This window comes from Flavobacterium sp. I-STPP5a, from assembly GCF_009764685.1.
Classification (GTDB): Bacteria; Bacteroidota; Bacteroidia; order Flavobacteriales; family Flavobacteriaceae; genus Flavobacterium.
This window is the reverse complement of the sequence record NZ_VHLM01000010.1, coordinates 240,698-266,065: the sequence shown is the minus strand read 5'-3', so window position 1 is coordinate 266,065 and position 25,368 is coordinate 240,698. Positions and strand designations below refer to the sequence as shown.

The window sequence follows — 25,368 nt, the reverse complement described above, 5'->3', positions numbered from 1 at the left end:
ATTGGGGTTGGGTTTTATTTACAAAAAAGCAATAAGAATTTTTTAAATATTAAGTTTTTAAACACTGTTTTATCTCCATAAAAAGTATTTGGCATAAGGCTTTTATCCACTTTAAAACTCCATAAATTAATATCTTTTTTTTGGCATAAACTGTGTAAAGTAACCAAATTATGATGAAATTTATACAAAGAAAAACTTAGTTCATTCATGGTTTGAAAATTCCAATCTGGAGTAAAATAATAACCTTCTATTTTTTCTTTTCTTCTATTAATAAATTCTTTAACCCTATGATTTCCGTCAACGACAATTAAATTACCAATTGGTAAATAATAGGAAACGTAAATTGGTTTAAAATCTTTTTCATCTTTATTTGAATAAAAAAGGGATTTATTTGGGTCAAGATTTTCTATATCTGAAAAAAGACTTTTAATATTAAAATGTACTTTTGGCAAATTATTTTTAGAAACTAAATTATCTATTTTCCCAATTAACCAAGAAACAATATAATGGTCATCTTTTATTCCAGTATCTATTACTTGAAAGTATTCTTGAAATAAATCAATATTTGAGTTTTGTTTATCAGAATTATAAATTATTTGATTATACTGTGAAAGCAACTCTTCCTTAAGCTTTGGAAAAACCCTAAAAAGTTTTTTATTTTCAAAAAATGAAAAATAAAAATCTATGGTGTTTTTTAATTGCATATTTCTTTTAGGAAATCTGATTGTTTTGTATTTACTAAACCCCAAATACCATTATTAAAGTATTTAAAAATATTACAGTCATTGCTTTAAGATGTCGTTCAAAAGATTTACAACATTAAATAAACTCAATTGGTTTACACAAATTATTCCCCATTCCGAAAGGAACTAATTTTAAATGTTGTAATCGTCCAATTATAACAGCTGGATGGGTTTGAAATTTTTTGGCAAATCTAATTACATCTGTTTCAGTTAATCTATGATTGCTAATAATTTCATTTTCTTGCCCTTTATTCAACAATAAATCAGCAGAAAAAGCATCAGCTTCTTTCTCGTAAACTTGATTTTCTCCATCATATTCAATATTTTCAATTGAAATGTATTTTTTACCGTGAAGCAAAATATGCCCTATTTCATGAAAAAATGTAAACCAAAAAATATCATTTCTTTTATAGCGCCCACTTAATTGAACTAATGGAACATCATTTAACCATCTTGTAGAACCGTGAATTGGTGCTTTTGGCAAACAAGGCGTATGTACAACCTTTACGCCTGCATAATTGCATAATGATTGAATCTGACTAAAAAAATCATTTGGTTGAGATGCCATTATTGCTTTTAATTTTGGTAAAATCTCGGTTAACTTCTTTTTATCAAATTCTGGAATATTAAAAGCATCTGCTTGAATTTCTCCTTGTCTTAACCAAGCAGCTATAGCTCCCGCATTTTCATTTTCTTTTAATGAAATTCTAAAATTGACTAAAAGCTTTTGATTATGGTAAAAATCAAAATATCCTTTAGTATTTGAGACTTGAAAATATTCAAATAGATTAATGACTTTTACTTCTTTTTTTGTAGTTGGTTTTACCCAACCTAATGACGCCATTTTTGCATAAGGAAAAGTTTTTGACCATTCTATACCTTCTTCTATTGTTTTTTGATATTCAACTCTTGCTAAAAATTCATCATAAGTTCGTTGCCTATTAATCCAAAAATGAGAAGGAATTTTTAATACTTGTTCAAATAAAATCCCCATTTCGGGAGTAATACTGCTTTTTCCATTCAAAACATCCGAAATTGTTTTTTCTGGTTTTCCTGTTCTAACCGCAAATTCTTTTGCTCCCATTTCTTTTTCAACTAAAATCTCAGCTAAAGTTGTACCGGGATGCGAAACTGTTTGAGGGTAGTATTGATTTAATGTTGCCATTTGTTTTTTTGTTAGTGATAATCTTCAATTTCAATTATTTCAACTCCTTTTATCTCTATCCAGAGATATTGACCGTCTTCATTTGTTGGGATTGGGTCTTCGTGAGGCTCAAAAATTAATCTGTAAGGATGAACTAAATTACAAGCCCATTGTCCTTTTCTGTTCCCAACTAATTCATGGTATTTGCCAGGTAAATTTCTAACATCTTCTAAAGTTTGTGCTGCTTCTAAATCATCTAGTCGCTGTTTGTATAATACAGCTTCACGTTTGCCAAGCTTCTTTTCTGCTAATCTATCGTCATTAGCATACTTCTTTAATTTGTTATTATCAAACGTAATTTTCATGCAAATATATTTTTTTTTGTTAACAGATAGTGTTAATAAAAATATTTTTTTGTTAATATTTTATTATTTATAATTGATTTAAATAAAATAATTTTATTTGAATTCTTTCAATCAATTGTATGCTGTGCTAATCTGAAGTTTTAGGTTTTTGAAAATTTCAACATTCAAATCTATACTTTATACAAAATGACTATCCTTTAGAAACACTCATAAATCCTAGCTTGCATTCGTTTTTTAAGTTATTGTAGTGATATTTTCCAAAGGCACTATCTATTCGATTACTATTGTTTAATTTTCATTAATTATTTCTTCGGAATCTTCATATACTTCAAGTTCCTGATTTGAAGTTTCTTGAGGTATAATCATTTTATTAAGTGCATTTGCAATTCTTTTTAATCGATTGTTGTAAAATAAATCGTAATCATTTTCCCAAATACCATCTTTTTCAATATCAATAAAATGAGTTTTCATTGTTTCTGCTAATTCATCATTTTTTGAATTAAAGCTTTTCATATAAGTTGCTGGACTTTTTGCTTTTATTACATTCTTATTTAAAAAATCATCTACGATAGTTATATTAACAATATGATTTACAAAAAAATAGTCTTTTTCTTTTTTATTTTTAGCCATCCATGATTTTGGAAAAAAATGATGGTAATTTTTACTAGAAGCAATTTTTAACCAACTATTGTCAATAATAACATCTAAATTATTATCAAATGATTTCGGTTTTTGTTTTGCAAATAAACATAAAATTGCCTTATTGAAAGATTTACCAGTACTGAACCAACCTTGAGACTCAACAAACTCTTTATTAACAGTAACACCCCATTCATATTTTGGCAATTCGTTAGCAATTATTTTATCAATTTTTGCAATGTCTTGAACTAATTTACCTTCAACTCCCGAAGAATACCTAAAACCTAATGAAACACGCCAAAAGAAATCTTCTAATCTTTTTTTCATATCTCCAGTTGGATTATTCTTGTGTTTATAAAAGAAATAACTAAAAGGTACTAATAAAGCATTATACGGTAAAATTCTTCCTACTACAATTCCATAACCTCTAAAAAAATCTATACTACTTTTAATACAGTTACAAGCATCATCCCAAATTTGAATAAATTCCATTTTATCAAGTTTTAGAATTGTTTTTCTGGTACAATCTTTTTCTAATAAAATTGAAACGACTTGTAATATTGTTGCTGAGGGGATTGTATCATAATGACTTGCACTTAATTCGGCTGATAATTCTTCATATTTAACTGATAAATCAAATATTGCTTCTTCATCATTGCTTTTATTTTTTTGTTGAAAAATATGATATGTTTTTGCTACCATAATTTCAAATAAAGTTAAAGCCTTACCACCAACGTTCAATCTTGTGAATACTTCGGTTGCTACATCAATTTGAGCGTTTTTTAAATTAATAACAGAAAAAGTATAACCTGTTAAGACTTCCTTTAAATATTCTAATTTTGTATGATATTCCTCAGGATACAATTTAAAAATTGCATAACCACCTTTCATTAAATCTGTTATTTTTATTATTTGTTGTGGATTTCTTCCTTCAATTTCGGTTGTTACAATTTCATCATCTTCAACGGCTAATAAGTCAACATAAATTTCTGAATAATCAGTTGTTTTACCATCTTCTTCACCAATTCTAACACCTTTTAATGCCGCATAAAGCGATGTTAATCTTTGTTGACCATCTAAAACATAATTTACAAATTCACCATTGTTTGGTTCTGGCAAAGTAATATTTCCTAAATTTCTAACAGACCTTAAACGCTCATTAGTTCTCCAATAAATAAAAGTCCCAATTGGGTAACCTTTCATTATACTATCTAGCAATTTTGCAGAAGCTTTTATGCCCCAGACGAACTTTCTTTGAAATTGAGGTATTTTTACTTGCCCTGTTTCTATTTCACTTAATAAGTCAGAATATTTAACTGATGTGTTTTGTAATGATGTATTCATATATTTATTTTTATTGAATTTTTATATATTAATTTGGTTTTTAGTAGTTCACTTTTCTTTAGTAATTAGAATTATAAACATAGTGTAATATGGTTTAAAATTACTTTTTCCAATCATACTTTGCAGCATCACAACCACAGCGAATTTTTTGAGCTACATTATCATAATTTTGTAAACTTACTTTTGGTCGTTTACAATTTACTTCTTGACAAAGAAATATTTTTTCTAATTCAATAATATCATTCCAAAATGCTTTAAGATCTCCCAATTTAGGATTAAACGGATTATCGTGTGAAAGTAAATTACCCATCAGTGCAGAATTACCTACACGTTCAATTATTGGTATTTTTACTTTAAGCTCTGAACTTTTACCATTAATTCTAGATTTTATCTCACCAATAAGTTCATCTACCATTCGCTTTTCGTTTTTATCATTTAATCTAAAACTAACTTTAACATCAAGATTTAAACAAATTTCCTTTAAAAAATGTTCAAGATATATTCTAATCGGGTTTCCTAGATTTTCTATGTTACTATTTGCAATAGAATTTTCAATGAAAGTTCTTGTTTCAATTGGTTCTTCTTCAATATGAGTTCCTTTGGTTTCTGTCCATTTAATTTCATTTGTAAGCCAACCTTTTTTCTTTGCAAGTGGACTTACAATATTTGTGAACCATTCTTGCTCGTGGGTAAGCAAAATTATTTGATATTCTGCAAATTTTTCAAATAACAATTCTGCAAATCTTTTACGATGTGTTGAATCAAAGCTAGAAATTACATCATCAAGCACAATAAATTTATTTTCTTTATTGAATGCCTCTACAGATGCTAAAAAAAAGGATAATCCAAAACAATTCAAATGTGATTCACTGAAATATTTTTGAGGCGGAGAAACCCATTTTTCATTATATTTATATTGTATCGTGATACCATCTAATTCATCATCTTCTCCAATAGTAATAATTTTTATTTCATGAAAAGGCTCGTCAGGATTCATATATTGATAAAACTCATTAATTTTTCCAGAGAATGTATTTATAAAATTTTCAAGACCTTCTTTTTGCTTTTTCACAAACTCATTATAAATAATCTCTAATGTTTTACGTTGTTTTTCTAATATATCTTTTTGATTTTCATACTTTTTTATATTTAAAAACGCATCTTTTGAAGCCGTAATATTTGAATATAAGACCGTGGCGTTATCTCCTTTTTGTAATTCCTGTATTTTTAAAACTCTGTCATTAATTTCTTTTTGAATATTATAATCAACAACTTGTAATTTTAACTTTTCAGCAGTTTGCAATTTTTCGCCTGATGTAACTTTTACAATACTAGCTTTTTGATATTCGGATATTTTGGTTTTAACAGCAATTATTGCGTCTTTTATCTCCTTGTTTTCTTCTTTATTTATTTCGTTATTTGCAAGTATAAAATCTAATCTTTTAATTCTCTCTAATGCAATATCGTTAACTATTTTTTTTGCTTTTTCAAATTCAGCTTTTTTCTTTGATGATTCTTCAATTTCAATCAATCTTTCTTGAATTTCTATTTGAAGATCATTGGTGTTTTTTGTTTGTAAACAAAGCGGACAACTTTGGTCTTTATGATACTCTTTAGATAAAACAGTTTTTCCTATATTAAGTAATTCACCCAAAAATGTCTTCATTATTGCATCAACATCATTGGCTATTTTTTCAAATTCCTTATAATATTTCTCATACTCTGAATTAATTAAATCTGTTTCACTGATTAGGACAGCCAAAGCATTTTTTGTGTCTTCTAAAAACTTTAATTCAACTTGTTGGTTATTATTGACAGACTTGTTTAAGTGATTGAGTAATGTATTTATTTCCTCAATAGATTTTACTTCTATACCAGTATTTAGTTTTTTAGCTTTATCATTAATAGTGTCAAAAAGATTTTTTTCTTGACTAATTGATGCACCTAGCTTATCAATTAGAATCTGCTTTTGATTATTTATTTGATTTTCAAAGTTTTGGGCTTTAATTTCACTTTTTAATGAATTATGAGATTTTTGCAATACAATTTTTTTGTTGGTTACTTCTTCAAATCCTATTATATCAGATAAGTATTTTAGTTTTTCTCCAAGTGTATTATCAACAAAATTTCTAATGTCCTGGTATCGTAATGATAAATTTTCACTTTCTGAATCAATAATATATTTTCCAAATTCATCAGAAGTATTTAAAATTTCTGTTATTAATTTATTCTTTTTGAAGGTAAGGGTTTTTGTTACGTTAAAATTTGATTTACTAAATGAAATTGCTACTTCGGATGTATCCAAATCAGTTAAAGTGGCGTTTCTAATAGCATCCTTTAAATCTATTTCTTTGCTAGATAAATGAGAAACCTTATCAGTATAAAACCATTCAATAGCATCTGAAATACTACTTTTTCCAGTACCATTATCGCCATAGAGTAAAATAGATTTTCCGTTTAATGGCAACTCTAAAGTTTCTTTTGCACCTCGAATACCTTTAATTTTGAGATTATTAATTTTAATTGCCATCTTTTATTCGAAGTTTTGGAAGTTCATTTTTAACATTCACATCAGTAAGCTTATTTTGCTTGTACAAGTCTGCCAGCATTTTTGCTATGTCTTTATCAACATTTTCGATGTTTTCAATATTTTCAAAAAAATCATCTAATATTTCTTTACCAGATTTTACTTTATTTTCCATAGTATGTTATTTAAAATAATCCCAATCAATTTTAAAACTTGTTGAGAGTGTATTATTTAGAATTTCAAATCCTGTTTTGTTATTACAAATAGGATAGACACCATAATGCTCTACAAAATTTAATAAAAAAAAACTTTCTAAATCTTCAATCCTAAAATGCCAAATATTTTGTAACATTTCAAAATTGATATAAGTAAATAAAAGAGGCTCAACTTTTCTATAATTTGTTAGCCCTATGTTTTTGGATTTACCATCAAAATGCCCAGATAATCTACTAGCTATACTATTTGTCTTTTTTTCGCTCATTCCAATATATAACAATTTTGATTTATCGAAAGGATATTGAATATCAATAGATTGACTAAATATAAAATACAATCCAGCAATCCCATTTAAAGGTCTTATGTTAGCCAGTTCAAATGATTTTGGACTATCAAAAAATATAGTTACTTCTATACTCATTTCTAAAAAAATTGTTCAAATAATTATAATTCTTAAAATATTTTTTCTTTCAAATATTCTTTCTGAAAAGTTGGGAAAGAAACTTCTTTTTTTACATTTCTATTAGCAATATTCTTCCTCTACGTTTTTAATAATTCTGGAATAAAATACAATTGAATTGGTTTCTTTTTTATTAAATAAATTACCCTTGTTAAAATACCAAGCATCTAAATAACTTCCGTAAATTTTGACCAAATAAGGGAAATCTAAAATTAAATTACCAATAAATTCAATATTGTTTTTTGCCAATGCAAGTATAAAGTAGCCTTCAATAAGTTCCTTATGGTCGATAGTAAATTTTGTGTTTTCTTTTAAAAAATATTGATGGTGTTTTTCGGCTTCTTTAAACTTATCATTCCATAATAAAACACAGCAAATTATATGAAATCCTGCTGCTTTACTAAATTCATCATTATCATTCAAACACATTTCAGTAGCAATATTTACACTTTCTAAAGCAAAAGATTTTAGCGTTTTTATTTTTTGACTTAGTATGAGATATGATAATTTAATTAATGCGGTATGACTTTGATTGCTATTTATAGTTTTAAACAATAAATTTATAGTATCATTATTTACAACTCCTAAATTGAGTTCGTTTGTGGCTATAGTTTCTGAAATTACTGCAACAAAATCTTCATCTAAAAACGATAATTCGCTTATTTCATCTAATGCTTTTATTAGATATTCATTAGATAACTTTTTGTTGTTTAAATTTTTATGCGCGAAACCAATGATAATCCCAGAATAAGGAAATATGTCAATTATCGTTTCAAGTATTCCTATACATTTTAAATTATCGGTTCCTAAATAACTGTATCCTAAATTATAAACCTCCTTTGTACTCTTTTTTGATAGTTGAACAATAAATTTATTATCTAAAATATCATAGGTTTTTCCTTCATCAATTTTATCTAAAAGCAGTAAAAATTTTATTACTATATTTTTTTGATTATCAATTGTAAATTCAAAATTATCGGCTAACTTAAAAATATTTAGAAACCCTTCAAAACAAAAGTTTCTCCAGTTAATATAATTATTTTGATAGTATTTTTTGTGTACTATTTCGTTATAAACTGTTTCAATAAAAGTGCCTTTAATTTTTGTAGCCTTCCAATTTACTAAAAATTCAAAATGGGAACTTTTATATGTCATGGATAAGTTTAGCTTTGTTTCGGTATTTAAAATAGTATAGTTTGGTAAAACTGCTATATCGTGCAGTAAACTATTGAAGCCTTTACAGTAATTATCGTTTAAATTGAAATGTTTAGAAATAACACTGGTGTTAATATTACTGTAAATACTTTTCCACATGAAGTCATTATAAAAATACTGTTTCTCCATAACTAGCTTTTCTCTACAATTTCTATTTCATCATCACTTAACCCATACAACTCATAAACCTTTTTATCAATTGCTTTATCAGTAGTGTCAATTTCATTTTTTAAGACTAAAACTTTGGTGGCTTCTTGCGTAAAATAATCTTCCCATTCTGCTTCTTGCGAAAGGCCAAGTTTTATTTTTAGTTTGGTTAACTCTTTTACAAAATCTGTATAAGACAATAAATACCAATCTTGTAGTTTTTTAGGCAAATTTTCAATCTCAAATTTTCTTTGAATGGTTCTTTGAAACTTTTGGGATTGTTGAATTAACTCTTTATTCAAAGACAACATTAAATCCACTTTTTCAATAAATGGCTTCTGTTCTATTGTAGGTATTTTTTTTATTGGCAAAGGATCAATATATATGATTTTTACTTGAGCAAAAACTTTTCCTCCTTCATTAATTTGAGATTCATATAAAAATCTTAATAATTTACTATTTAGAATTGAAAGAATAAACTTCAAACTAAACTTATCATTGATTAATAAGCCATTGTGAACAGTATCTAAAGTGTAATGCTTTTCATTATCAATCATACAAATAGGATATGCCCCAGTTTGTCTTAATAAAATTTTCTCTTCAACTTCAAAAACTTCTCTTTTTCTTGGTCTATGCAATTCCTTTGTATCATATAATATTAGCTGATTCGTGTCATGTAATAAATACCTATTAAAATCTGAACCTGTTAATATTTTTTCTGTGATTTCAGATTTTACAGTAGTTAAGTATTTACTATTTCCCCCTGTAATTATGCCTTGATTGAAATTTACTATTTCCTTTAATGGAATTGTGTTTTTTGTAACCCTTTTAATTAATTTGTCATTTATTGTAATAAGCATTGATAAATCTTCATTTGATAATATTTCAGACAACTTAAAATTATCAATTGTATAAGATTGGTTTTCAAATGATTTTATATTTGAAATCTGTTTAAACTCATATTTATCACTAATTTTCTTTTCAAGAATTAATATTATTGAATCAACAGCAGCATCTTGAAAAACTAAAATACCTTTGAAATCTATTAATTCTATTATTGTTGAATTTTCAAGTATAAACTTTCTGGATTCTTTATAATATTGATTTTTTAATATAGTGTATGGGGTAATGTAACCAAGAACTCCATTATCGCTCAATACTTTTAATCCTTTTTCATAGAAAATAGGATATAAATTCATTCTACCATATGCAGATTGATAATTTTTTTCTAAATAAACTTTATCATCATCACTTATATATTCAGTTGGAACATAAGGAGGATTCCCAATAACCACATCAAAACCCCCTTTTTCAAATATTTGAGGAAATTCATTTTGCCAATTAAATGCTTTGTCTCCTGCAATTGTGGCATCGTCTATCAAAGAGTTACCACATTTAATATTGTTGTTTAAATCATTTAGTTTTCTGTTGGGTTGTGCAGTGCGCAACCATAAAGATAGTTTGGCAATTTCTACACTTTCTTCGTTTAAATCTACTCCAAACAAGTTATTCTCTAAAATGCTTTTTTCAACATCACTTAAAATTAAGGCATCTCCAAAAAGTTTGGCTTGTAATTCATCTATATAAGTGTGTTCAGCAATTAAAAAATTTAATGCTTCATTCAAAAAAGCACCAGAGCCACAAGCAGGGTCAATAATAGTAATTTGTAATAACCAGTTGCGGTATTGGGTCAGTTTGTCTAATAAAGGTTGTTTGGTTTTATTGGTTCTTTTCTTATCTGTAAAATAATCTGCTTCTGTAATAATTATTTCCAATTTCTTTTCGGTACACAATTTACCAACTGTGTTTTCTACTATATATTTGGTGATGTATTTTGGGGTATAAAAAACGCCATCTTTTTTGCGTTTAGTTGTGGCTTTTTCAATGATAGCGCCTTCTAGTTGGGCTTTCATCTCATCTAATTCATTAAGAGAATTCTCGAAAATATGCCCTAAAATATTCACATCAACTTCGCTAGCAAAATCATAACCAGAAAGTTTTAAAGTGTGATTGTATAATAAATCATCGTCAATTTTAATGTCGTCTAAAATTTCATCAGGTTTAAAAAGTCCACCATTATAGGCAAAAACATCATATCTTTTGCCTTTGTAACCTGTGTTGAGGTATTCAAAGTATTTTTTAAATCTATCGTATAAAGGGATTTCTACATCTCTATCTTGTAAATCTTTCCAATCGGCAAGTATCAATCTTACCGAGTTTGGAGGTAACAATTGTCTGTCTTCTGCAAAAAAAAGAAATAAAAAGCGGTCTAATAATTTTTGTGATTTTTTAAACAATTCTAAAGGTTCATAATTAGCATTTAAAGCCGTTAGATTATGAAATAAATTGTTTTTAAAAAGAGAATAATCCTTGTACAATTCCTTTGTTATTTTATCCTCTTGGCTCAAAGATTCCTCTTTAAGTTTCTTGGGTATATGCGCAGAAATATTGGTATAAGCCAAACACAAATGCAATATTTCAAATTGGTTGTAAGTCAATTGAAATAAGTTAAACTCTATGTGTTCAATAGCATTGTCAATATAAAAACGTAGTTTTTCAAAGTTAGAAGTAATTACATAAACACAATCTTTCTGATTGTTTTTATAGCCAAATGCCTGAACTTCAATTTTGTTTAAATCGGTGGTGTTTGTTCCTTTTAGTTCTATTACACCAAAAACTTTGTCATTTACAATAATTCCGCCATCGGCTTTTTTGCTGTCTTTTTCGTTTTTTAATTCGGTAGTTAAATTAAAATTTGGAGTCGGATTTTTGGTATAGCCCAAAACATTCACAAACAAATCAATAAGAAATTCGCCTTGATATTGTTCTTCTTTACTATTCCTAATATTCTCTTGAATAACAGGATTTAGAAAATGATTTTTGTAAATAGTCCATTGCTGTAAAATAGTGTTTTTATCTTGCGCATTGCTATATTTGGTAACTACGGAGTTTTGGAATAGAGGCATAAAAAAAATTAAACGCTAAATATACTACCTTTTTTTAAATTTTTTTTGGTAAAATTTTCGAGAGCTCAACTTACCCCAAACAAATACCCGCACCAATGTTGGCATCTGAAACTCCCCGCCCAATATTTATCAAGTTACTTTTTTTACCAGGAGTAAATTAAACTTTAAAAATATTCAATTCCTTTACAATTCAAATCAAATATTTTCAACCTTGAACAATAAAAATATAGTTCATTTTAAAAATGAATGACTTCATAAACATATAATTCTATTGACTACTGGTACAATTGTTTATGATAGAAATCTTGTTGAAATATAAAAACTGTATTAACCAAATCTATATTATTTTACAAAAGCCCAACCTCCTTAAAAACCCTCACTTATTTTGAGCAATGACAATCATTGTGCTAAAAGTTATATAGATAATAGGCTCAAAATTCAAGGTGATAGTTGAAATTTCAGAAAAATTGAAAATATTCCTTTGGCAAAAAACTCAATTCAAAGACTCAAAAAATGGTAACAATTATTAATTTTAAAGAAAGAGAGACAGAAGATGGAAAATCATTTTTTGTTTTAGAACTGCAAGGTGGCATAGAAATGGTGCAAAGCAAAGCCACAGGCAAATTTTATGCAACAGCAAGGAAAACATCAATTGCAACAACCTTTGATGAAATGACTTGCAAAGCACTTATTGGCACTCAAATGCAAGGAGAAATCATTAAGGAACAATGTGATGCTTACGAATTGACTGTAAAGGAAACTGGCGAAGTGATGCTATTAAACCACAGATTTGTTTATACCCAACAAGTACCCGAAACCAAAAAGCCACAAGAACCAGTTTATGAAAACTTGAAACCTAATGTTGAAAGTTTCTCGAAAAATGGCAAACACGAATTAGAATATGCTTAACAAATTAGGAATTAACCTGTTCTATATTGAATTGATTTTCAATATAGGGCAGGTTTTCCTTTTTTTTAAAATTTTAATTTATGGAAGTAGCAGAAATAACAGTTTCCTATTCTACCAGTAACGATAACAAGATTAAATTATCTACTTGTAGCCAAACATTTGAATTTATTTTATCTCAATGGAATTTGGATATTATAGAATTTCAAGAAGAATGTAAAATTATACTGCTCAATAGAGCAAATTTTGTTTTAGGTATTCACGAACTCTCTAAAGGTGGCATTTCAGGAACTGTGGTTGATATTAGAATTATTTTGAGCGTTGCTTTAAAATGCAATGCATCAGGTATTATTTTAGTACACAATCATCCAAGTGGAAATTTAACACCAAGTGAAGCAGACAAGAAAATTACTAGAAAGTTGTTTGATGCTTGCGAATTGATGGAATTTGTTCTGCTTGACCATTTCATTATTAGTAAAAACGATTTTTACAGTTTTAAACGAGATGGTTTTTTCTAAATTACCTATTCGTGAAAGTAACTTGATTTCTGATTTTTAAGGTAATTTAAAAAACCTGAAAAAATCAATTATAGGTATTAATAGCGAAAACTTTAAATGCCGAGAGGTTTAAAGTTCAATAATTCCGAAGTTTCAACATTAAGTTTTAATGAAATAGAATACAAAACGTAGGCAGATGGATTTATGTTTCCTGCTTCAATTCTATTCATATTTGACCTTTCAAACTCACACAAGTTGGCTAGTTCAGTTTGAGACAAATTTCTTTCCTCTCGCAACTGCTTTATCCTTTTACCAACCAATATTTGAAACTCTTTTTTAGTCAAAACTTTTGAAAATTAATTTTCAAAATTTGAACTAATTATTAAATTTGTTGTTATCGGATTGGTTAACAACGTATATTTGTAAACTTTTTAAAAATTAATTTTATGAGAAAATATCTGTTACTACTTCTAATACTTATGGTTAATGAAGTTTTTAGTCAAAAAAATATTGGAGTGCCAATTTCGAGTATTAAGAAAAAATATAAAGAATCGAAATATCAACTTAAACAAAATAAGGAAGATAACGGCACAATTACAATAGATATTAGATTACAAAATGCAGCTGCGACATATACTTTTGATAATTCAAAATTAAGCACAATGCTTGTTATTACTCCTTTTGACCGAAAATCGTTGAATAAATACATTTCAGAATATGATTCAAAATACAAGCGATTAAATTCAGAGACTACAAAATGGGAAGTTGAAACCAAATATAGTGAAGAGGTATCTATTGTAGAACATATTATATTATCACAAATAACAGCAAAAAATGGAGAAATTTGGTATAACCTAATTTGGGTATTTGAATGATTTTCCAATTTCCTTAACATAAACAAAACAACTACTTTAAAACTCTTAAAACAAAACGTATGTATTTAATTTATTGCCTAATTGCAGTGCTAAGTTACTTTTGGTTTATTGCAAATTATGAAATTGCCGAAAAAGAAAAAAATTTCGCATCCATAAACAAATCTTTAGGAATGGCTTGGTTTGGGATTACAGGATTACTTTTACCAGTAATCGTTTTATTCTATAATTTGAAATGGTATATAGCGATTTTGTATTTTATCGGAATTGTGGTAATAATAAATTTTTTATCTAAACTTTTGATTGGAATTTATGATTCATTTTTTCCGCCAACATTCACTAGAATAGATTTTAGACCAACCGTTGTATTGAGTTTATTGTCAATATTTTTACTTGTATTTATTGCATTTAGATGAATCCAAAAATCTCACTACAAAATCATTTCAAATTCAGTTATAAAAAAGAAATTGATAAAGTATATCAATTATCTGCAATTAATAAAATTTTAGAAAAGTGGAAGGATGATTATAAATTAATGGTAGAAATTGACAAAAACAATAAATGTATTTGCAATTCAGAAATGCATTGGATTCACAAACTTCAATGTCCAGAAAAAGTTTATAGTGAAGGTTATGAATTTAAAAGACTTTATGAATCATTAGTTTTTGCCACCGAGGTTGGAAAAATAAACAAAGATTGTTTAAATCTTTACAATGAATATTTAAGTTTTCAGCACAGCCCAACTCAACTAATTGAATGGGAGCAAAGAATGGAGTATTTCGTCAATATAAATAAATCAATATTTGATACTATTTGGTTTAAGCTTGTTTTCAAATACCAAGATGGTAATAAGTTATCATCGGCAGAGCCATTTTTAAGTGATGATTTTGATTTTGAAATTCAGATTAGTCCTGATAATTTTCAAGGAGTATCGTCTTTGTTTGGACTTTTGTATTCTGATTATCCGCAACATATTAAAATTTAAAAATTAACTAATAAATACATCTAAACATGAAGAAAACAATCTATTTTATTAACATGCTATTAAGTTTAGCTTTTTTTACCAATTGCTCAAAAAATGATGATACAACAACACCAACTTTAAATGAAAATGGGCAAAAATTAATTGGGCAATGGTATTTTAAAGACCCAAGTACAAATCCTACAACAAATAACAGTTTTACTTTCTCAACTGATGGAAAAATAATTTACAGATATTCAATTCCAAGCGGTACTAGCTATGATAGTGAAACAGGCACTTATATTGTAAATGGGGATAAACTAACAATGACATATCCTCAAACTGTTACTTTAGCATATATTCAAAAAATGGTTTTTATAACAGACAAAAAAGTGCAATTTGTAGCAACAGGAAATCCTAATGAAACCCCTTATAATGGAACTTATTACAAGGTTAATTAAACTTAATTTTGTAAATGTTTAAAAACTGACAAAAAAGTAATTGATGTAAAATTATTTTATTAGTTTTACACCAATTGCAAGAGTTACATACTTACATTAAATAAAATGTTTTTAAATTTTGACTGCAACTATACTGCAACAAATTGCTAAATAAATGAAATTTAATGAAAAAAAATGAAAATCAGAAACAACTTAAATTGTTCAATTTCAAATAATTGAAAGAGAATGAGAAGAAATGAAAACGAATTATTTCTGCCTGGCAGGCAAGAGGTGATCGGTTCGAATCCGATATTCTCCACTAGTAAAATTTAAGCCTTACAGCAATGTGAGGCTTTTTTTATTTTAAAGCCTATGTTTTATACTTACATTATTTTTTCTAAAACTTTGGATAAATATTACACTGGGTCCTGTGAAAATATTCAAAATAGACTTAATGATCATTTAAATAGTAGAAGTGCTTATACAAAAGTGGCTAAAGATTGGATATTAGTTTATTTTGAAATTTTTGATTCTCGTTCATTAGCTGTAAAAAGAGAGATGGAAATCAAAAAGAAGAAAAGCAGAAAATATATTGAATTTTTAATATCAAATAAATCATTTGAATAGAGCGTCCCGAAAGCCTTCGGGAAGGTAATCGGTTCGAATCCGATATTCTCAACCAATACAATTAAGCCTTACAGCAATGTGAGGCTTTTTTGCTTCATATCACTTTAATATAAAAGTTTTTTTGATTTCAAAACACAAAAAAACTGTAATAACTACTAACTAGCTATTACAATTTTTTTTTACAAATCTACTCTATAACCCCAAGACCTACTTAGGATAATTGACTTTACCTACAGTCCTCATAACCCTAACAATTTTAGCTTTTCGGTTGTTAATATACGTTGAGGAACTTGTTGCTGAGTATTTACGCGGGTTAGGTAATATGGCAGCTATACCAGCAGCTTGCTTCGGGGTCAAGCTTGAAGCTCCTTTTCGGTACCAGTGTTCGGCTGCAGCTTGCGCTCCGTAAACACCATTACCCATTTCAATACTGTTCAGGTATACCTCCATGATGCGTTCTTTGTCCCATATAAGTTCAATCAAAACTGTGAAATACGCCTCTAAACCTTTTCGTAAATAACTACGGCCTTGCCATAAAAATACATTCTTAGCTGTTTGCTGTGAGATAGTGCTTCCGCCCTTAATACGCCTACCCCGTTCATTATTTTTGAAGGCTTTTTGCATGGCAACAAAATCAAAACCATTGTGCGTCAAGAACGTCCCATCCTCACTAGCAATAACTGCTTTTTGTAAATTCATGGAAATATTCTCAATGGGCTCCCAGTCGTGACTGAAAAAAACTTCTTTACCAGCAACTTTATTTTCAAAAACTCTAATAACCATCAAAGGCGTAAAGGGCACTGGGACAAACTTAAAAAAAACCACAAAAAAAAGAGATAGCCCAAAAAACCAAAGTAATACTTTGAGCAAAAACCTACTGATCTTACTGCCAATAGAGCTTGTGCTTTTTTTGACGGGTTGTTTGGATTTTTTTGGTGTAATTCGTGTTCCCATTATAGTAAATCTGCTAATTCTGTACCTATTAAACTCCCTATTGCCACACCCATCCCTCCTAGACGCACACCGCAATATACGTTGTCTGAAAGAGCCGAAACAATGGGATTCTTACTTGTTCCTATTCCCATGATTCCGCTCCAGCTATGCGCTATTTTAAAATCATGATTTGGTAAAATTACTTCTTTTAAGAGTTGTTCCAATTTTTTTTGTATAATTTCTGTCTGACCAAATTCAGTGGTGTTTTCTGTTGCAAAATCTAGATTTCTGCCGCCACCTAATAAAATCCTATTGTCAATATTCCTAAAATAATAATAACCTCGGTCTAGATGAAAAGTTCCTTTTATGTCTAAATCAGCTATCGGCTCTGTAATAACAACCTGAGCTCTTGCTGGCTGCACCGCATTTTCTGTTAATTTTTGAGCAAAACCATTGGTAGCAAAAAACAATTTTTTGGTATTAAAACTAAACGATCCTAAAGCTACAGTAACCTGGTTTCCATCGTCATGAAAATCAGTAACCGTTTGTGTATTTAGGATTAAAATATTCTTATCTATCGCCTCTTTGAGCAGGGCATGCATCATTTTTCCGGTATCAATTTGTGCCTCAAAAGGATTAAAAATAAGGTATTCATGAATTCCTTTAAACCCAAAACGATCTATTTCTTTTGCAAAAACATCCGATTTAAACAAAGGTTTTAAAACATCATTCACAAAAGGGAGTTTCACCATACAGTCCTGAAAAACATCTTGGTCTCCGTCTAGAAAAAGCTCATAACCGCCATGAGGTTTAAAATCAATGGCAGCATCCCCAAGTTTGTTTCTCAGTAATTGAAGTCCTTGCCATCTTTTCTGTATCAATTGAACAACTTCTTCCTCTGTGTGTGTTCTTAAATCGTCTATAACCTCAGAAAGACTACCAAAACAAGCAAAACCAGCATTCTTAGTGCTTGCTCCCTGTGGCAAAACACCTTTTTCAAGAACTAAAATCTTACTGTCTGGAAATCTTTCGCGCAAGCGCAAAGCAGCATGCAAGCCCACGATACCACTTCCTACAATGGTATAATCTACATTAGTAAACCAGTTTTTCAATTCCCAGTAACTCAGGTCCATTTCGAAATTTTTTTATAAAAATAATACTTTTTAGGAGCTAATCCCGCTATCCGTTGCAATCTTTCTAGTCTTACACACATTTCAGCGACCTGAAATACGTGTAAGACTAGAAAGGATTTCCACTGCTATCGGGGCTAAAAAACCTTCCTCTACAAGACTAAAATAGGAAAAAAAGAGCTATTTTTAACATCCTAAAAAAGCAATTTTACCCATGAAAAAAACACTTTTTATATCCTTACTAATGATCAGTTTAAACACAATGGCACAAAATACAATGACTCCAGAATTACTCTGGAAACTAGGTCGAGTAACCCCACTAGGAATCTCCTTAGATGGTAAAAATGTGATTTACAAAGTAAGCACGCCTTCTGTTTCAGACAATAAATCGGAATCAAAAATGTATGCGCTTCCCTTAGATGGTGGAAATCCTACTGAAATTAAAGATACAAAAGACATTCTGAAAGACAAAAATATTTCGCCAGATGGGAAATACGTGGTGTACCACGAAGAAGTAAAGGTTGAAAAAGTGCACGGAAAAGATTTTTATCCAGAACTTCAAAAATCAGAGGTACAAATCTACGATGGATTGAATTACCGCCATTGGGACACTTGGAATGAAGGCAAATACAACCATGTTTTTTTTAAAGAAAATAAGGAAGGTGCACTAGGAATTGACATCCAAGAAGGAGAAAATTTTGATAGTCCACAAAAACCTTTTGGTGGTGACGAAGATTATATTTGGTCGCCAGACAGCAAAAATATTTATTACGTGTGCAAGAAAAAAGCGGGGACTGAATATGCTATTTCTACCAACACCAATATCTTTGAGTACAATCTAGAGTCAAAAAAAACTACAAACATAACCGAAGAAAACCAAGGTTATGACACTACTCCACAGTTCTCACCAAGCGGAAATTTAACATGGCTACAAATGAAACGCGATGGCTATGAAGCGGACAAAAATGACATCATTGTTCTCTTTAAAGGAATAAAAATAAACCTTACCGCAAATTGGGATGGCACAGTGGATCATTATATGTGGAGTGCTGATGGAAAGAAAGTTTATTTTGTAGCCCCAATTGATGGGACAAAACAGCTTTTTGAAGTGAATTTTCCAGGTGCAACACGCATAGCCATAACCGTTCGTCAACTAACTGAAGGTGATTTTGATGTAAATGATCTTATTGGTTTAACTGGTGAAAACATTCTAGTGACACGCACCGATATGAATCATGCTTCAGAAATATATTCTTATAATTTGAGTAAAAACACTTGGAAACAACTATCGAATGTTAACACCACTACGTACTCCACTTTGGCGCTAAGCAAAACAGAGAAACGATATGTAACCACTACAGATGGTAAAAAAATGTTAGTTTGGGTGGTACTTCCTCCTAATTTTGACGCTTCAAAAAAATATCCAACACTCTTGTATTGCCAAGGCGGACCACAATCTGCATTGACACAATTTTATTCCTACAGATGGAATTTACAATTAATGGCCGCAAATGGATATATTGTAGTAGCTCCTAATCGTCGTGGAATGCCGGGTCATGGAGTGGCTTGGAATGAGGAAATCAGCAAAGACTGGGGCGGACAGGTTATGGATGATTACCTATCAGCCATTGATGCTGTGGCCAAAGAAAATTATGTAGACAATACTAGATTAGGATGTGTGGGAGCGAGCTATGGAGGGTATTCTGTTTTTTATTTAGCAGGAATTCACAACAACCGTTTCAAAACATTTATCGCCCACGATGGGGTCTACAATACTCAAAGCATGTTTGGAACAACTGAAGAAGTTTTCTTTAGCAACTGGGATTTTGGTGGAGCATATTGGGAGAAGAACAATACCACTGCTCAAAAAAATTATACCACATTCAACCCTATGAATTTAGTAGAAAAATGGAACAAACCAATTTTAATTATCCAAGGTGGGAAAGACTTTCGTGTACCAATAGGACAAGGACAGGAAGCTTTCCAGGCAGCTCAACTTCGCGGTTTAAAAAGTAGATTTCTATACTTCCCCGAAGAAAATCACTGGGTTTTAAAACCTCAAAACGCTTTAGTTTGGCAAACTGAATTTTTCAAATGGCTGAAAGAAACGTTGTAAAATAGGTAAACAATAAATCAAAAAATCCCGTCAAAAAAATATTTGACGGGATTTTTTATTGTGATCTAAACAGATTCTTATTCAGGATCGTTCATTTTAAAAGTATCCATAAAAGCAGTAGTATAATCTCCTGCAATGTAGCGTGGATCATCCATCAATTGTCTGTGGAATGGAATGGTAGTTTTTATACCTTCAATTACAAATTCATCTAATGCTCTTCTCATTTTACTAATTGCTTCTTCACGAGATTGAGCAGTAGTAATAAGTTTTGCAATCATAGAATCGTAATTTGGAGGAATTGTATAACCAGAATACACATGTGTATCTAAGCGTACACCATGTCCGCCTGGCATGTGCAACGTAGTAATTTTTCCTGGCGAAGGACGAAAATCATTATAAGGATCTTCGGCATTAATACGACATTCAATAGCGTGTAGTTGCGGTAAATAGTTTTTACCAGAAATAGAAACACCAGCAGCAACAAGGATCTGCTCACGTATCAAATCATAATCAATTACTTGCTCAGTAATAGGATGTTCTACTTGAATACGCGTATTCATTTCCATAAAGTAGAAGTTACGGTGCTTATCTACTAAGAATTCTACTGTTCCAGCACCTTCATACTTGATAAACTCAGCAGCTTTTACTGCTGCAGCACCCATAGCTTGACGCAATTCGTCAGTCATGAAAGGCGAAGGAGTTTCTTCGGTAAGTTTTTGATGACGTCTTTGTACGGAACAATCTCTTTCAGATAAGTGACAGGCTTTACCGTAAGCATCACCCACAACTTGAATTTCGATGTGACGAGGTTCCTCGATTAATTTTTCAAGATACATTCCGTCATTACCAAAAGCTGCAGCCGACTCTTGACGAGCACTTTCCCATGCTTTCAATAAATCTTCTTCTTTCCAAACGGCACGCATTCCTTTTCCACCACCACCGGCAGTAGCTTTTAACATAACTGGAAATCCAAATTCTCTTGCTAACCCTAAAGCTTGCTCATACGATTCTAAAATTCCAACTGAACCTGGAACACATGGAACACCTGCTTCAATCATAGTTGATTTAGCAGAGGCTTTATCACCCATTCTATCAATCATTTCTGGCGAAGCACCAATGAATTTGATTCCGTGTTCTTGACATATCTTTGAAAATTTTGAATTTTCAGATAAAAAACCATACCCTGGATGAATTGCATCTGCGTTTGTAATTTCGGCAGCTGCAATAATATTTGACATTTTTAAGTAAGATAAATTACTTGGAGGAGGTCCTATGCAAACCGCTTCGTCAGCAAATTTCACGTGCAAACTATCAGCATCAGCAGTAGAGTATACTGCAACTGTTTTTATGCCCATTTCTTTACACGTTCTAATAACGCGCAATGCAATCTCACCTCTATTTGCAATTAGTATTTTTTTAAACATCTTATTTGAAATTTTAAATGTAAATTTTAAATCTAAGTTCTATTGATTTTCGAAATATTCGATATCAAAAATAATTTTATAGTTTAAAATTTCTTTATGATGGATCAACTAAAAATAACGGTTGATCAAACTCAACTGGCGACATATCGTCTACCAATATTTTAACAATTTTACCTGAAACTTCAGACTCAATTTCGTTAAATAATTTCATGGCTTCAATTACACATAAAACATCACCTTTTCCAATTGATTTACCTACTTCAACAAACATTGGTTTGTCTGGTGATGGTTTTCTATAAAAAGTTCCAATAATTGGTGACTTAATAGTAATATAATGTGCGTTTTCTACAACTGCTGCTTCTGGAGTTGCTGCAACTGGAGCAATTTGCTGAGGCGCTACTGCCTGAGGAATTGCAGCCTGAACTGGCATTTGTTGCACGTACGTAGTCTCAGTTACATTTCCTTCTAAAGTGGTTCTAATGGTAATTTTTACATCATCCATTTCTAATTTAACTTCTGCAACACCTGAATTTGCTACAAACTTGATTAGATTTTGAATTTCTTTTAAATCCATGATTATTTGTTTTTAGTTTAAATTTATTTTTTATCGTAAGCCCATTTTAAATAAATAGATCCCCAAGTGAACCCACCACCAAATGCTGCTAAAATTATGTTATCCCCTTTTTTTAACAAGTGCTCAAAGTCATATAAAACTAAAGGTAAGGTAGCTGACGTGGTATTGCCATATTTCTCAATATTCACAAGTACTTTAGAGTCTTCAAGCTCCATTCTGCTTGCTGTAGCGTCAATAATACGTTTATTTGCTTGATGAGGAACCAACCAATCAACATCAGTATTGGTCAAATTATTCCTTTTTAGTATCAATTCACTAGCATCGGCCATGTTAGTTACTGCGTATTTAAAAACAGTTTTACCATCTTGTACTATACTGTGTTTTTTATCTCTAACTGTTTCAAATGATGTAGGGGTTATAGACCCACCGGCATCTATCTTCAAGAAATCTCTACCTACTCCATCGCTACGCAAATACTCATCTTGCAACCCTAATCCTTCGTAATTAGGTTCAAAAAGTACCGCTCCAGCACCATCACCAAAAATGATACAAGTAGCTCTATCTGTATAATCTACAATAGAGGACATTTTATCAGCACCTATTAATAGTACTTTTTTATATTTTCCTGAAGCTATGTAAGCAGATGCAGTAGACATCCCGTATAAAAAACTAGAGCAAGCAGCTTGCAAGTCATATGCAAATGCATTTGTAGCACCTATTTGGGTGGCTACATAAACCCCAGTAGAAGCTACAGGCATATCTGGTGTAGCTGAGGCCAATATCACCATATCAATTTCAAGAGGATCAATATTAGCTTTTGCTATCAAATCTTGAGCAGCTTTTATAGCTAAAAAAGAGGTTCCTTTATCGGTATCCTTAAGTATTCTTCTTTCTTTAATTCCTGTACGTGAAGTAATCCATTCGTCATTGGTATCAACCATTGTTTCTAATACTTTGTTCGAAAGTACAAAATCAGGTACGTAGGCACCAACAGCGGTTATTGCGGCTGTGATTGTATTCATTGTTGCATTTATTTCAAGTCAAATGTTTCCATTTGAAAATTTTTTAAAAGACGTGAAAATTACAAAAAAAATTTCATTTTTTTCTGAATGTGTTGTTTTATAATTAGCTCTAATTATGATCAACAAAAAAAACTCTCACGATGTGAGAGTTCGAATATCATTTACCGTAATGTATTAAGCAACAGCTACAGATTTATCTATAACAACTTGCCCTCTGTAATACATTTTACCTTCGTGCCAGTATGCTCTGTGGTATAAGTGTGCTTCTCCTGTGATAGGACAAGTTGCAATTTGTGCTACAGTAGCTTTATAATGTGTTCTTCTCTTATCTCTTCTTGTTTTGGAGATTTTTCTCTTAGGATGTGCCATTTTACTATATTATTTATCCGTTAATAGTTGCTTTAATTTGTCCCATCGCGGGTCAATATTTTCTTCTTCTTTAATTTCTTCTTTCTCTTCGCTTACAGCAAGTTTACTAAGTTTTTGCAAAGCTTCTGTTTGCAAAGTACCATCTTTTACGCCAGGATGAACCCGTCTTAAAGGCACTGACAACACAATCATTTCATAAATATACTGCGCTACGTCAATCTCAAACTCTCCGTGAGGAAGTATTAATAACTCCTCATTATCATTATTAAATTCTTCACCAAAACGAACTATAAGTTTCATTTTTCCTTTTACAGCCAAGTTAAAATCTTCACTGGTCAAGTCACAAGGAACATTTACGTATCCTTTGTGTTTAAAACTTAATTCTAGAAATGTACTTTTTTTATCTAAAACTACATTTACTTTGATATTTGAATCTTGATATTCATTGTAATCAAAGATTTCAAAGAACTTATTATCAATTTGATATTCAAAATTATGTTCCCCTAGCTTCAAACCTATAAAAGGTATCAAATATTCTTTCGTGTTCTTCATTTTAACCACAATTTGACCCTAAACTTCGGGAGTGCAAAGATATAAATTTATTGCAAATCTAATAATCTTATTCACTTTTTTTTGTTCACAACTGTTTTTCTTTTATTCTAAGCGGTTTTTTACTGATTTCCGCATATTGATTTCTAGAATGAAACACGTCTATAGCTAAATAAACCGCCTCTTTAAATGAATTGAAATCAGCAATACCTTTACCCGCTATTTCATAAGCAGTTCCATGATCTGGCGAAGTTCTAATTTTATTTAAACCTGCTGTATAATTCACTCCTTTACCAAAAGACAATGTCTTAAAAGGTATCAATCCTTGATCATGATAGGTTGCTATTATGGCGTCGTATTTTTCATATTGATTGCTTCCAAAAAAACCATCTGCTGAAAAAGGCCCAAAAACAAGTGTTCCTTTATCAAATATTTTTTTCAAAACAGGATTCAAAACTAAGTTTTCCTCATTCCCTATTACTCCACCATCACCACAGTGAGGATTCAACCCCAACACTGCAATTTTAGGCTTGTTTATACTGAAATCTTGAATTAAAGACTGCTTGATTGTTTCAATCTTTCTAACAATTAACTCCTCAGTAAGATGCGCTGCTACTTCACTTAAAGGAATATGATCTGTAAGCAAACCTACCCTCAAATTATCTTGAACCATCAACATCAATGCATTTCCCTCTAATTCTTGATCCAAGTAATCTGTATGTCCCGGAAATGCAAACTCTTCAGATTGTATGTTAGATTTATTAATAGGAGCCGTCACTAACACATCAACTCCACCTTCCTTTAATGCCTTTGTAGCCGCAACAAAAGACTTTATTGCATACTCTCCTGCTTTACCATCAGATTTACCAAAATTTAACTCAACTCCTTCTTTCCAAACATTTAAAACATTGATTTTTCCATGGACCAATTGGTCTAATTTATCAATTCCGTGCAATAAAGAAGTTGATTGAAATGATTTTTTTACAAAAGACAACATTTTTACATTTGCAAAAATAACCGGAGTACACATTTCTAACATCCGAGAATCCTCAAATGTTTTCAAAACCACCTCGCTTCCAATACCGTTTAAATCTCCTATAGAAATCCCTACAATTATATTTTCTGCATTTTTCACCATGACTACCGTTATTTATTGCTAATTTTGAAGTGCAAATTTAGTAA

26 protein-coding genes are annotated in these 25,368 nt (G+C 30.2%); 8 read left to right on the top strand and 18 right to left on the bottom strand.

What is annotated here, in order from left to right:
- Positions 1 to 14: 14 nt before the first annotated feature.
- From FJV36_RS02600 to FJV36_RS02560, 9 genes are all read right to left on the bottom strand, one after another.
- On the bottom strand, positions 15 to 704 hold the full coding sequence (locus FJV36_RS02600) for a hypothetical protein (RefSeq protein ID WP_158730235.1): 690 nt from the start codon (positions 702 to 704) through the stop codon (positions 15 to 17).
- Positions 705 to 819: 115 nt separating this feature from the next.
- The gene (locus FJV36_RS02595; protein ID WP_158730236.1) at positions 820 to 1,908 is read right to left on the bottom strand and encodes an ImmA/IrrE family metallo-endopeptidase; all 1,089 of its coding nucleotides are present in this window, start codon (positions 1,906 to 1,908) and stop codon (positions 820 to 822) included.
- Between the two features lie 11 nt (positions 1,909 to 1,919).
- Positions 1,920 to 2,252, bottom strand: coding sequence for a type II toxin-antitoxin system RelE/ParE family toxin (locus FJV36_RS02590; RefSeq protein ID WP_158730237.1), 333 nt, complete (start codon positions 2,250 to 2,252; stop codon positions 1,920 to 1,922).
- A gap of 288 nt (positions 2,253 to 2,540) precedes the next feature.
- Positions 2,541 to 4,235 carry a DUF262 domain-containing protein gene (locus FJV36_RS02585; protein WP_158730238.1) on the bottom strand — a complete coding sequence of 565 codons (1,695 nt, stop codon included), beginning with the start codon at positions 4,233 to 4,235 and terminating at the stop codon, positions 2,541 to 2,543.
- A gap of 100 nt (positions 4,236 to 4,335) precedes the next feature.
- Positions 4,336 to 6,765 carry an AAA family ATPase gene (locus tag FJV36_RS02580; protein WP_158730239.1) on the bottom strand — a complete coding sequence of 810 codons (2,430 nt, stop codon included), beginning with the start codon at positions 6,763 to 6,765 and terminating at the stop codon, positions 4,336 to 4,338.
- Positions 6,755 to 6,937, bottom strand: a complete 183-nt coding sequence (locus tag FJV36_RS02575) for a hypothetical protein (protein WP_158730240.1) — start codon at positions 6,935 to 6,937, stop codon at positions 6,755 to 6,757. The genes FJV36_RS02580 and FJV36_RS02575 overlap by 11 nt, the downstream gene beginning before the upstream one ends.
- Positions 6,938 to 6,943: 6 nt before the next feature.
- Complete coding sequence (locus FJV36_RS02570) at positions 6,944 to 7,399, bottom strand: hypothetical protein (protein WP_158730241.1); 456 nt, start codon at positions 7,397 to 7,399, stop codon at positions 6,944 to 6,946.
- Positions 7,400 to 7,501: 102 nt separating this feature from the next.
- On the bottom strand, positions 7,502 to 8,782 hold the full coding sequence (locus FJV36_RS02565) for a hypothetical protein (protein WP_158730242.1): 1,281 nt from the start codon (positions 8,780 to 8,782) through the stop codon (positions 7,502 to 7,504).
- Positions 8,783 to 8,784: 2 nt separating this feature from the next.
- Positions 8,785 to 11,766: a TaqI-like C-terminal specificity domain-containing protein gene (locus FJV36_RS02560; protein ID WP_158730243.1), complete on the bottom strand. Its 2,982-nt coding sequence runs from the start codon at positions 11,764 to 11,766 to the stop codon at positions 8,785 to 8,787.
- A 513-nt stretch (positions 11,767 to 12,279) separates the two neighbouring features.
- Between FJV36_RS02560 and FJV36_RS02555 the strand changes: the two genes are divergently transcribed.
- Positions 12,280 to 12,675 carry a hypothetical protein gene (locus tag FJV36_RS02555; RefSeq protein ID WP_158730244.1) on the top strand — a complete coding sequence of 132 codons (396 nt, stop codon included), beginning with the start codon at positions 12,280 to 12,282 and terminating at the stop codon, positions 12,673 to 12,675.
- Between the two features lie 80 nt (positions 12,676 to 12,755).
- Positions 12,756 to 13,190, top strand: a complete 435-nt coding sequence (locus FJV36_RS02550) for a JAB domain-containing protein (RefSeq protein ID WP_158730245.1) — start codon at positions 12,756 to 12,758, stop codon at positions 13,188 to 13,190.
- 92 nt (positions 13,191 to 13,282) lie between these two features.
- Here FJV36_RS02550 and FJV36_RS16420 read toward each other — a convergent pair whose 3' ends face one another.
- Complete coding sequence (locus FJV36_RS16420; RefSeq protein ID WP_255470323.1) at positions 13,283 to 13,489, bottom strand: helix-turn-helix domain-containing protein; 207 nt, start codon at positions 13,487 to 13,489, stop codon at positions 13,283 to 13,285.
- Positions 13,490 to 13,615: 126 nt separating this feature from the next.
- Between FJV36_RS16420 and FJV36_RS02540 the strand changes: the two genes are divergently transcribed.
- The 5 genes from FJV36_RS02540 (at position 13,616) to FJV36_RS02520 (ending at position 16,069) form a co-directional block, all read left to right on the top strand.
- A complete protein-coding gene (locus FJV36_RS02540; RefSeq protein ID WP_158730247.1) occupies positions 13,616 to 14,044 on the top strand; it encodes a hypothetical protein in 429 nt (142 codons plus the stop codon).
- Between the two features lie 59 nt (positions 14,045 to 14,103).
- Positions 14,104 to 14,457 carry a hypothetical protein gene (locus FJV36_RS02535; RefSeq protein WP_158730248.1) on the top strand — a complete coding sequence of 118 codons (354 nt, stop codon included), beginning with the start codon at positions 14,104 to 14,106 and terminating at the stop codon, positions 14,455 to 14,457.
- Entirely contained in the window at positions 14,454 to 15,026 is a 573-nt protein-coding gene (locus tag FJV36_RS02530) for a hypothetical protein (protein ID WP_158730249.1), read from the top strand. Before FJV36_RS02535 ends, FJV36_RS02530 begins: the two co-directional genes overlap by 4 nt.
- Positions 15,027 to 15,052: 26 nt before the next feature.
- Positions 15,053 to 15,463 carry a lipocalin family protein gene (locus FJV36_RS02525; RefSeq protein ID WP_158730250.1) on the top strand — a complete coding sequence of 137 codons (411 nt, stop codon included), beginning with the start codon at positions 15,053 to 15,055 and terminating at the stop codon, positions 15,461 to 15,463.
- Positions 15,464 to 15,814: 351 nt separating this feature from the next.
- A complete protein-coding gene (locus tag FJV36_RS02520) occupies positions 15,815 to 16,069 on the top strand; it encodes a GIY-YIG nuclease family protein (RefSeq protein WP_158730251.1) in 255 nt (84 codons plus the stop codon).
- 207 nt (positions 16,070 to 16,276) lie between these two features.
- On the opposite strand, the gene mtgA is transcribed toward FJV36_RS02520, so the two are convergent.
- On the bottom strand, positions 16,277 to 17,023 hold the full coding sequence (mtgA, locus tag FJV36_RS02515) for a monofunctional biosynthetic peptidoglycan transglycosylase (RefSeq protein WP_158730252.1): 747 nt from the start codon (positions 17,021 to 17,023) through the stop codon (positions 16,277 to 16,279).
- A complete protein-coding gene (locus tag FJV36_RS02510) occupies positions 17,023 to 18,135 on the bottom strand; it encodes an FAD-binding oxidoreductase (protein ID WP_158730253.1) in 1,113 nt (370 codons plus the stop codon). The genes mtgA and FJV36_RS02510 overlap by 1 nt, the downstream gene beginning before the upstream one ends.
- A 211-nt stretch (positions 18,136 to 18,346) precedes the next feature.
- Here FJV36_RS02510 and FJV36_RS02505 point away from each other — a divergent pair, with 211 nt between their 5' ends.
- On the top strand, positions 18,347 to 20,248 hold the full coding sequence (locus FJV36_RS02505) for a S9 family peptidase (RefSeq protein ID WP_158730254.1): 1,902 nt from the start codon (positions 18,347 to 18,349) through the stop codon (positions 20,246 to 20,248).
- A gap of 77 nt (positions 20,249 to 20,325) precedes the next feature.
- Here FJV36_RS02505 and accC read toward each other — a convergent pair whose 3' ends face one another.
- The 6 genes from accC to pdxA form a co-directional block, all read right to left on the bottom strand.
- The gene (accC, locus tag FJV36_RS02500; RefSeq protein ID WP_158730255.1) at positions 20,326 to 21,672 is read right to left on the bottom strand and encodes an acetyl-CoA carboxylase biotin carboxylase subunit; all 1,347 of its coding nucleotides are present in this window, start codon (positions 21,670 to 21,672) and stop codon (positions 20,326 to 20,328) included.
- Between the two features lie 94 nt (positions 21,673 to 21,766).
- Positions 21,767 to 22,246, bottom strand: coding sequence for an acetyl-CoA carboxylase biotin carboxyl carrier protein (accB, locus tag FJV36_RS02495; protein WP_158730256.1), 480 nt, complete (start codon positions 22,244 to 22,246; stop codon positions 21,767 to 21,769).
- Between the two features lie 23 nt (positions 22,247 to 22,269).
- On the bottom strand, positions 22,270 to 23,268 hold the full coding sequence (locus tag FJV36_RS02490) for a beta-ketoacyl-ACP synthase III (protein WP_086455150.1): 999 nt from the start codon (positions 23,266 to 23,268) through the stop codon (positions 22,270 to 22,272).
- A gap of 174 nt (positions 23,269 to 23,442) precedes the next feature.
- On the bottom strand, positions 23,443 to 23,637 hold the full coding sequence (gene rpmF / locus FJV36_RS02485) for a 50S ribosomal protein L32 (RefSeq protein ID WP_007137315.1): 195 nt from the start codon (positions 23,635 to 23,637) through the stop codon (positions 23,443 to 23,445).
- A 9-nt stretch (positions 23,638 to 23,646) separates the two neighbouring features.
- Positions 23,647 to 24,189 carry a DUF177 domain-containing protein gene (locus FJV36_RS02480; protein WP_158730257.1) on the bottom strand — a complete coding sequence of 181 codons (543 nt, stop codon included), beginning with the start codon at positions 24,187 to 24,189 and terminating at the stop codon, positions 23,647 to 23,649.
- Positions 24,190 to 24,274: 85 nt separating this feature from the next.
- A complete protein-coding gene (gene pdxA, locus FJV36_RS02475) occupies positions 24,275 to 25,324 on the bottom strand; it encodes a 4-hydroxythreonine-4-phosphate dehydrogenase PdxA (protein WP_158730258.1) in 1,050 nt (349 codons plus the stop codon).
- Positions 25,325 to 25,368: the final 44 nt, after the last annotated feature.

What these genes read in the sequence shown, in the direction of transcription:
- accB (WP_158730256.1), bottom strand. Translation starts at nt 22,246, where the DNA reads ATGGATTTAAAAGAAATTCAAAATCTAATCAAGTTTGTAGCAAATTCA.
- FJV36_RS02570 (WP_158730241.1), bottom strand. Translation starts at nt 7,399, where the DNA reads ATGAGTATAGAAGTAACTATATTTTTTGATAGTCCAAAATCATTTGAA.
- FJV36_RS02525 (WP_158730250.1), top strand. Translation starts at nt 15,053, where the DNA reads ATGAAGAAAACAATCTATTTTATTAACATGCTATTAAGTTTAGCTTTT.
- FJV36_RS02565 (WP_158730242.1), bottom strand. Translation starts at nt 8,782, where the DNA reads ATGGAGAAACAGTATTTTTATAATGACTTCATGTGGAAAAGTATTTAC.
- FJV36_RS02540 (WP_158730247.1), top strand. Translation starts at nt 13,616, where the DNA reads ATGAGAAAATATCTGTTACTACTTCTAATACTTATGGTTAATGAAGTT.
- FJV36_RS02575 (WP_158730240.1), bottom strand. Translation starts at nt 6,937, where the DNA reads ATGGAAAATAAAGTAAAATCTGGTAAAGAAATATTAGATGATTTTTTT.
- FJV36_RS02520 (WP_158730251.1), top strand. Translation starts at nt 15,815, where the DNA reads ATGTTTTATACTTACATTATTTTTTCTAAAACTTTGGATAAATATTAC.
- FJV36_RS02490 (WP_086455150.1), bottom strand. Translation starts at nt 23,268, where the DNA reads ATGAATACAATCACAGCCGCAATAACCGCTGTTGGTGCCTACGTACCT.
- FJV36_RS02480 (WP_158730257.1), bottom strand. Translation starts at nt 24,189, where the DNA reads ATGAAGAACACGAAAGAATATTTGATACCTTTTATAGGTTTGAAGCTA.
- FJV36_RS02510 (WP_158730253.1), bottom strand. Translation starts at nt 18,135, where the DNA reads ATGGACCTGAGTTACTGGGAATTGAAAAACTGGTTTACTAATGTAGAT.
- FJV36_RS02560 (WP_158730243.1), bottom strand. Translation starts at nt 11,766, where the DNA reads ATGCCTCTATTCCAAAACTCCGTAGTTACCAAATATAGCAATGCGCAA.
- FJV36_RS02505 (WP_158730254.1), top strand. Translation starts at nt 18,347, where the DNA reads ATGAAAAAAACACTTTTTATATCCTTACTAATGATCAGTTTAAACACA.
- rpmF (WP_007137315.1), bottom strand. Translation starts at nt 23,637, where the DNA reads ATGGCACATCCTAAGAGAAAAATCTCCAAAACAAGAAGAGATAAGAGA.
- FJV36_RS02530 (WP_158730249.1), top strand. Translation starts at nt 14,454, where the DNA reads ATGAATCCAAAAATCTCACTACAAAATCATTTCAAATTCAGTTATAAA.
- mtgA (WP_158730252.1), bottom strand. Translation starts at nt 17,023, where the DNA reads ATGGGAACACGAATTACACCAAAAAAATCCAAACAACCCGTCAAAAAA.
- FJV36_RS02590 (WP_158730237.1), bottom strand. Translation starts at nt 2,252, where the DNA reads ATGAAAATTACGTTTGATAATAACAAATTAAAGAAGTATGCTAATGAC.
- FJV36_RS02535 (WP_158730248.1), top strand. Translation starts at nt 14,104, where the DNA reads ATGTATTTAATTTATTGCCTAATTGCAGTGCTAAGTTACTTTTGGTTT.
- FJV36_RS02580 (WP_158730239.1), bottom strand. Translation starts at nt 6,765, where the DNA reads ATGGCAATTAAAATTAATAATCTCAAAATTAAAGGTATTCGAGGTGCA.
- accC (WP_158730255.1), bottom strand. Translation starts at nt 21,672, where the DNA reads ATGTTTAAAAAAATACTAATTGCAAATAGAGGTGAGATTGCATTGCGC.
- FJV36_RS02555 (WP_158730244.1), top strand. Translation starts at nt 12,280, where the DNA reads ATGGTAACAATTATTAATTTTAAAGAAAGAGAGACAGAAGATGGAAAA.
- FJV36_RS02585 (WP_158730238.1), bottom strand. Translation starts at nt 4,235, where the DNA reads ATGAATACATCATTACAAAACACATCAGTTAAATATTCTGACTTATTA.
- FJV36_RS02550 (WP_158730245.1), top strand. Translation starts at nt 12,756, where the DNA reads ATGGAAGTAGCAGAAATAACAGTTTCCTATTCTACCAGTAACGATAAC.
- pdxA (WP_158730258.1), bottom strand. Translation starts at nt 25,324, where the DNA reads ATGGTGAAAAATGCAGAAAATATAATTGTAGGGATTTCTATAGGAGAT.
- FJV36_RS02595 (WP_158730236.1), bottom strand. Translation starts at nt 1,908, where the DNA reads ATGGCAACATTAAATCAATACTACCCTCAAACAGTTTCGCATCCCGGT.
- FJV36_RS02600 (WP_158730235.1), bottom strand. Translation starts at nt 704, where the DNA reads ATGCAATTAAAAAACACCATAGATTTTTATTTTTCATTTTTTGAAAAT.